Source organism: Moraxella oculi (genome assembly GCF_023336735.1).
Lineage (GTDB): Bacteria > Pseudomonadota > Gammaproteobacteria > Pseudomonadales > Moraxellaceae > Moraxella > Moraxella oculi.
Map to the genome: position 1 here is coordinate 35,705 of NZ_JAMBAQ010000016.1, position 6,629 is coordinate 42,333.

Annotated in this window: 5 protein-coding genes and 1 pseudogene; 1 reads left to right on the forward strand and 5 read right to left on the reverse strand. The window is 40.0% G+C overall.

The features are described from left to right. Positions 1–10: 10 nt before the first annotated feature. From galE to M2R47_RS07845, 5 genes and pseudogenes are all read right to left on the reverse strand, one after another. Positions 11–1,039 carry a UDP-glucose 4-epimerase GalE gene (gene galE, locus M2R47_RS07825; protein ID WP_249101380.1) on the reverse strand — a complete coding sequence of 343 codons (1,029 nt, stop codon included), beginning with the start codon at positions 1,037–1,039 and terminating at the stop codon, positions 11–13. A gap of 13 nt (positions 1,040–1,052) precedes the next feature. Then, the gene (locus tag M2R47_RS07830; protein ID WP_249101382.1) at positions 1,053–2,315 is read right to left on the reverse strand and encodes a UDP-glucose 6-dehydrogenase; all 1,263 of its coding nucleotides are present in this window, start codon (positions 2,313–2,315) and stop codon (positions 1,053–1,055) included. Next, the gene (gene pgi, locus M2R47_RS07835) at positions 2,312–3,943 is read right to left on the reverse strand and encodes a glucose-6-phosphate isomerase (RefSeq protein WP_249101396.1); all 1,632 of its coding nucleotides are present in this window, start codon (positions 3,941–3,943) and stop codon (positions 2,312–2,314) included. Before pgi ends, M2R47_RS07830 begins: the two co-directional genes overlap by 4 nt. A gap of 120 nt (positions 3,944–4,063) precedes the next feature. Beyond that, positions 4,064–4,570 (reverse strand): annotated as a pseudogene (locus M2R47_RS07840) (Abi family protein); the annotation flags it as partial. Between the two features lie 98 nt (positions 4,571–4,668). Next, positions 4,669–5,562: a UTP--glucose-1-phosphate uridylyltransferase gene (locus M2R47_RS07845; protein WP_249101387.1), complete on the reverse strand. Its 894-nt coding sequence runs from the start codon at positions 5,560–5,562 to the stop codon at positions 4,669–4,671. A gap of 393 nt (positions 5,563–5,955) precedes the next feature. Here M2R47_RS07845 and M2R47_RS07850 point away from each other — a divergent pair. Continuing rightward, positions 5,956–6,629 (forward strand): ESPR-type extended signal peptide-containing protein (locus tag M2R47_RS07850; RefSeq protein ID WP_249101390.1); only part of this gene is annotated, 674 nt, incomplete at its 3' end.

Here is a 6,629-nt window from a genome sequence, read left to right on the forward strand (position 1 = left end):
AGCAGCAAAGCTAGTCCAACTGATACCCATTAGGATTATTACTTTGCCACCGCCAAGCATCTACGCACGCACGGGTAATATCAAACTGTGCTTGCCAATTTAATATTTGTTTTGCCTTATCGCAAGACGCATAACAACTGGCGATATCGCCTGCTCGCCTATCCACCATCACATAAGGCACACTCTGATTGGTTGCTTTTTCAAAGGCATTCACAAGCTGCAAAACACTTGTGCCACGCCCTGTACCCAAATTGATTGGCTCAAATCCAATTGTGTTGTCATTGCCATTGACCAAATATTCTAAGGCTTTTAAATGTCCTTTTGCCAAATCAGTGATATGAATATAATCTCGCACGCCCGTGCCGTCAATGGTGTCATAGTCATCACCAAAAATGGATAATTTGGCAAGTTTGCCCACCGCCACTTGGCTGATATAAGGCATTAAATTATTGGGAACATCACTTGGGTCTTCGCCAATCGTGCCTGTTTCATACGCCCCAATCGGATTAAAATAACGCAAACTGATCGCATTAAACACTTTTGATTTGCACAAATCTTCTAAAATATATTCTACCGTTAATTTGCTTTGTCCATAAGGATTGGTACAAGAGCGGGGGAAATCCTCAAAAATCGGTAAAGACTTGGGATTGCCATAAACCGTTGCCGACGATGAAAAGACAAAGTTTTTGACATCAAAATCATTCATCACCTCCAAAAGATTTAAAGTGCCAGCCACATTATTTTGATAATATTTTAACGGCTCTTTGACACTTTCACCCACCGCTTTTAAGCCTGCAAAATGAATCACGGCGAAAAAATCGTTTTTTGCAAATACTTGACTTAATAACACTTTATCCAACACATCGCCTTGGATAAAATCAATTTTTTTACCGACAATTTTTTCTACTCTGTCAATGGCAATTGGGCTAGAATTGGATAAATTATCATAAACCACAGGACTAAAACCTGCCTTGACAAGCTCAATCAAAGTATGCGAGCCGATATAACCTGCCCCACCTGTTACCAAAATATTTTTCATCTTTTTACCCTTTTTACGATTTGGTTGTTAAATCAAAACAACCAATGCCTGTATAATAGCCTTTGTATTGACAAATTTGCGTATCACAAAATACATTTTTACCGTCAAATATCGGCAAGGCAAATTCATTCAAGGCCGATACATCAATTTGACCATCTGCCCAATTAATCACAAATAATGCGTGGGCGTGATTCAGTGCATAAGGATTGTCAATCAAATGAAACAATGGCTGATTTTGATATTGCTGGGTCAGTTCATAAGTGGTATTTACTGTATAAACCAATGTTTTTATGCCATAATGCCAACACAAATTTAGCAAAGTATGCACCGCACTGCCTATGGTACGCCCAGCACCCGTGCGATAGCCCGCCCCCCAAATCACCACCGTTTTATGGTCAATATCGCCATTAAAATATTGCCAAAATTTTCTAAAAATCAGCTCTTTTTGGTCATCATTAACATCAACAACTGCTTTTAAAAGAGCGGTATCCACTTGATTTTGCTCAAAACTTTGCATCAAAAACGACAGTTCGTTTGGCAATGACTTACCACCAAAACCCCACCCTGCTTTTAGATATTCTTTGCCAATGCGTTTATCTTGCCCCATTATGGTTTGTATCTGTTTGATATTGACCTTGTGGCTGTCGGCAAGGCGTGCCATTTCATTGATAAAAGACAGTCGTGTGGCAAGCATACCTGCAATACTGGCACGCACAAACTCAATGGTTTTAATGGTAGAGATATTGTGCTTTTGGCTATCTTTTAATAATATCTTTAAAATACTGGATTTATCAAAACTGTCTTTAATCTTTTCGCCAATTAACAAAAGCTCAATATGAAAAAACGCATTAAAATTATTGCCTTCTTTTAAAAAATTAAACGGCAAATAATATACCCAATTTGTCGGCAAATTGTTGGCAAATTCATCAAAAAACCCAATCGGTTTTGAGCCGCTTAATATCACCTGGCTATTTGGATTGAATAATTGTTTTGTTAAAAATGTATCGCCCAACTCATTAGATTTATCATCAGTCTCATTATCAAAAAATAACCAAAAAGTATCGGTATTTTGTAATATATCGCTAATAATGATTTTATTGTCAGCGGTATAAAACTGCCATAACAAAGCCAATTGACGGTCAAATTGATAATTTTTTAATAAGGCATTGATTGTGTCGGTTTGCCCAATTAAATACACTTGTAAATCTAACCCTGCCAAAAATATGGCAGTATTTATACTCTCAAAATTAACACCAATAAGCTGTATTTGTTTCATTTTTTCTTCCCTATCACTGTTAACAAATTATCCGTAGAACTGTCAAATTCGCCCACCCCTGTATTTAATGCCGTCAAAACGCTGTCCGCCATCACTTTACCAACTTCCACGCCCCATTGGTCAAAAGGATTGATTTGCCAAATGACACTCATCACAAACACTTTATGCTCATAAAGTGCAATCAAAGACCCCAAAGTTTTGGGCGTTAAAGCCGTCAAAAGCAAAGTCGTGGACGGCTGATTACCACGATATTGTTTAAACTGTCCAAAAGCATCATTGTTGATTTGCAAATTTTGGGGTAAGGCCTGATTGCCAAATGCCAATACTTGCGACTGAGCCAAGCAGTTGGCAAGCGATAATTTATGCTGATTTTCCAAATATTTGTCGTGAGCTTGATTGGTATCATAGCGATTAATCGGCGTGATAAAATCGCAAGAAACCGCTTGGGTACCTTGATGTAACAGCTGATAAAAGGCGTGCTGGGCGTTTGAACCGATATCTCCCCACAAAATCGGACAGGTCTTAAAATCCACCTTTTGTCCGTCCCTTGTTACCGATTTGCCGTTAGACTCCATTTCAAGTTGGGTTAAATAATTGGGAAAAAATTTAAGCCGTCCATCATAAGGCAACACCGAATGGGCGTTGATGTTTAAAAACGAGGCATTCCACACGCCAATCAGCCCAAGCAAAACAGGCAAATTACCAGCAAAATCAGCACCAGCAAAATGCCTATCCATTTGGTTTGCCCCTGCCAATAGCTCATAAAAATTATCCATACCAATTTTAATGGCAATGGCAAGCCCAATCGCCGACCACATACTAAACCGCCCACCAACCCAGTCCCAAAGCAAAAGCTGATTGTCAGGGTGAATGCCCCATTCGCTCATTTTGTCAAAGCGAGTGGATACGCCAATAAAATGGCGGTGTAGCACGGTGTGTTTGTTGTTGTGTGCGGACAATAGCCAGTGCAAGGCCGTTTTGGCGTTAGAGAGTGTATCAACCGTACCAAAAGATTTTGATGAAATGATGAATAAGGTCGTTTGTGGATTTAAAATTTTTAATAAATTATTGAGCTGCGTGCCGTCCATATTGGACACAAAATGCACATTGATGGCGGTATCCGCCCATTCATCAAGTGCCGTCGTTGCCATCAACGGTCCCAAATCCGAGCCGCCCACGCCAATATTAACCACATCAGTGATCGCCTTGCCTGAATAACCACGCCAGATTTTTTGGCGGATACGATTGGCAATCGTCTCACATTTTGCTAAGCTTTGATGAACTTGGTCATTGACATCAACGCCATCCACAACAAGCACTTCGCCCTTTGGCAATCTAAGAGCGGTGTGTAAGGCAGGGCGATTTTCGGTGTCGTTGATTTTTTTGCCCGTCAGTAAGTCATTGATTTTATTAGATAAATCAAATTCATCTGCCAAATTTAACAAATTGTTTAAAATTGTCTCGTCAATCGCTTGCTTACTAAAATCCATAAAAATATCGCAAGCGTTGGCAGTAAACTTTTTACCACGAGTGGGATTGGATTTAAATAAGGCATTTAAATCTGGGGGATTTTGAGCAAGGGTGTGTAGAGTTTGCCAAGTGTTTTGATTGGGTTGATTGCTAGTAATATGATTAAAATCTGCTTTTTTGTAAGCGTCTTGCAAAAATTGCCCCAAACTTTGTGAGCAAAAACTTACCGCTGTAATAATATTTTGGTAAATTTGCCGATGATTTTTGTTAAAAATCGGCTCGTGATGGGCAATTCTATTTCTAAATTTACGAATTTCGTCAAGACTTTGGTGTAAAAACAAACGGTTGTCCGCCACACTTTTTTTGGGAGCATTGCTAAATACCACAAAAAATGCCTTATTCCATAGCACACCGTCAAAGCGTTTGGTCAAAAACGATTGCCAAAACGCAAAGCTAAGATTGGGAATTAAAACCGACTGAGTTGTATGATTGCCCAATTGTTTGAGTGCTTTTTGCAATTCTTTTCGCCAAACTGGCAATAAGTTTTTAATAAGTAAATGATTTTTAAACCAATTTTGCCCATGCACAAAAGTCAAGGCATTGGCAATCGCGTTGCGTAATACAACTTCACAAATTTGCAAAGGTGCTAAAAAACTTGCCGATAATGCCATATTTTTTTGATATAAGCACAATGCCTGCTGTCTGTCCTGGCAAAGATTTAAATAAGTTTGCAATCGTTCGGACGACAAATTGTCAAAAATTTCATCAATTTGACTTGCATTCATTTGTATTTTATCCTACAATATCACTGTGAGCTAGGGGTCGGAACTGGTAGCAACCAGTTATACTGTTTTTAACAGACCGCCTTAGACAAAGAGAAAGCCTACACCGATTGTCGGTTGTGGGCTTTTTGTTTATCCACACCCTGCCTTGTCGCAAAATACATAAACGCACGCATATAGCTTGTCATATCGCCAGCATCAAAGCTGTTACCCACCATCGTGGTTACATCCACGCCTTGTGTGCCAATCAGTGCATCAATGGCATCGGTCAGCTGAATTTCATCGCCCACGCTTGGAGCGGTTTTGGCAAGATAATCAAAAATGGCATTGTCAAACACATAGCGACCCACCACCGCAAGGTTTGACGGTGCGTCTTTGGCGTTTGGCTTTTCCACAAAACCTGTAACAGGCAGCACTTGGTTTTGGCTTGATTTTTCAATGGTTTGAGGATTTTGTAATTTAGCAATGCCGTATTTGTCAATATCCGCTACCGCCACAGGATTGACAAGGATTTGTGAGCGAGCGGTTTTTTTAAATTCTTTTAGCATAAATGCCAAGTTTTGACTGGCATAATCGGTGTCAAATGGGTCAAGCACCACATCAGGCAAAAGCACAGCAAAAGGATTATCACCCACCACCGCACGCCCTTGTAGCACAGCATGTCCAAGCCCCAAAGGCTTGCCTTGGCGTACGCTGGCAATCACCACATCATCTGGCAAAAAGTTTAGACTGTCTGCCAGTTCATTTTTGCCCTTATTTCTCAATTGGTTGTCTAGTTCGCCATTGATGTCAAAATAATTTTCTATCGCACTTTTTTGGGCGTGATTGACCAGCACGATGTTTTTAATGCCTGCTTGTATCGCTTCATCAACGACATAGGCAATGCTTGGGCGATTGCCAAGCGGTAGTAGCTCTTTTGGGATGGCTTTTGAAAGTGGGAGCATTCTTGTGCCAAAGCCTGCACAAGGAATGATGGCATGCTTCACGAAGTTCATTTGGACTGCCTATATTGTGTTTTTGTTAATGGTTGAATGACCAAATTATAACACAATCACCACATCAAGACACAAGCACAGACACACCCAAATCATCAGCTCAAAAGCACGCAAAAACACAACACTGCCAAGGCTCAATCATCACAAAAGCCCTAAGTATTTTTCAGTGATGATCACAGACAATTTTTTTCGATTGAGATAAAAAATCAAAAAAACAACAAAAAATTTTTGACAGCAAAGCTAAAAATAATGCTAAAATGATTGACATAAAGGCGATGCCTTGTTACCATGAAGTAAAGTAGTTTTTTCAATTTATATGGCGATATTAAACCAAGAGTTGCTCTGGGTTGATATTTACCTATTTTCAAAAATCAATGGTGTAGGAGATGTCTTATGAATAAAATTTTTAAAGTCAAGCGTAACTCGCTTGGTCAATCGGTGGTATGCTCAGAAATCGCCACCTCTCGCTCAAAAGGTCGTGTGATCGCCTCTGCGTTGGCATTGGCTGTGGCAAGTACGGTAGCTGGTCAAGCGGTTGCTCAAGAAACATCGCACTACACGGAAGACACCACTCCCGCAACCAGCCTTGCTGCGTTTCAAATAGACTTGAATAAGTTCAAAACAAACGAAAATGCTGACAAAATTGCAAATCTAGAACTTGCTGTAGAAGAGACTGATAATAATCTTAACGGTCTTTTAGGTTGGTCTCAACAAGCTTATGAGACAATTGAAGACAACCGTGTTGCTCTTGATGGCGTGGCTGATATTGTTAGTGCTTTGGACGCAACAGACGATGTCCTCATCGACGAAATCGCTGACAACACCAATGACATCGGTAAATTGGCTGTGATTTCTGAAACCACTGTTGATGAAGTGGCTAAGAACCGTGCACAGATCAAAGATAATAAAGCAACAATTGATGCTCTAACCACTGCATCTAATGTCCTCATCGACGAAATCGCTGACAACACCAATGACATCGGTAAATTGGCTGTGATTTCTGAAACCACTGTTGATGAAGTGGCTAAGAACCGTGCACAGATCAAAGATAATAAAGCAACAATTGA

Coding starts and splice junctions, on each gene's coding strand:
- M2R47_RS07845 (WP_249101387.1), bottom strand. CDS start 5,562: ATGAACTTCGTGAAGCATGCCATCATTCCTTGTGCAGGCTTTGGCACA.
- M2R47_RS07830 (WP_249101382.1), bottom strand. CDS start 2,315: ATGAAACAAATACAGCTTATTGGTGTTAATTTTGAGAGTATAAATACT.
- galE (WP_249101380.1), bottom strand. CDS start 1,039: ATGAAAAATATTTTGGTAACAGGTGGGGCAGGTTATATCGGCTCGCAT.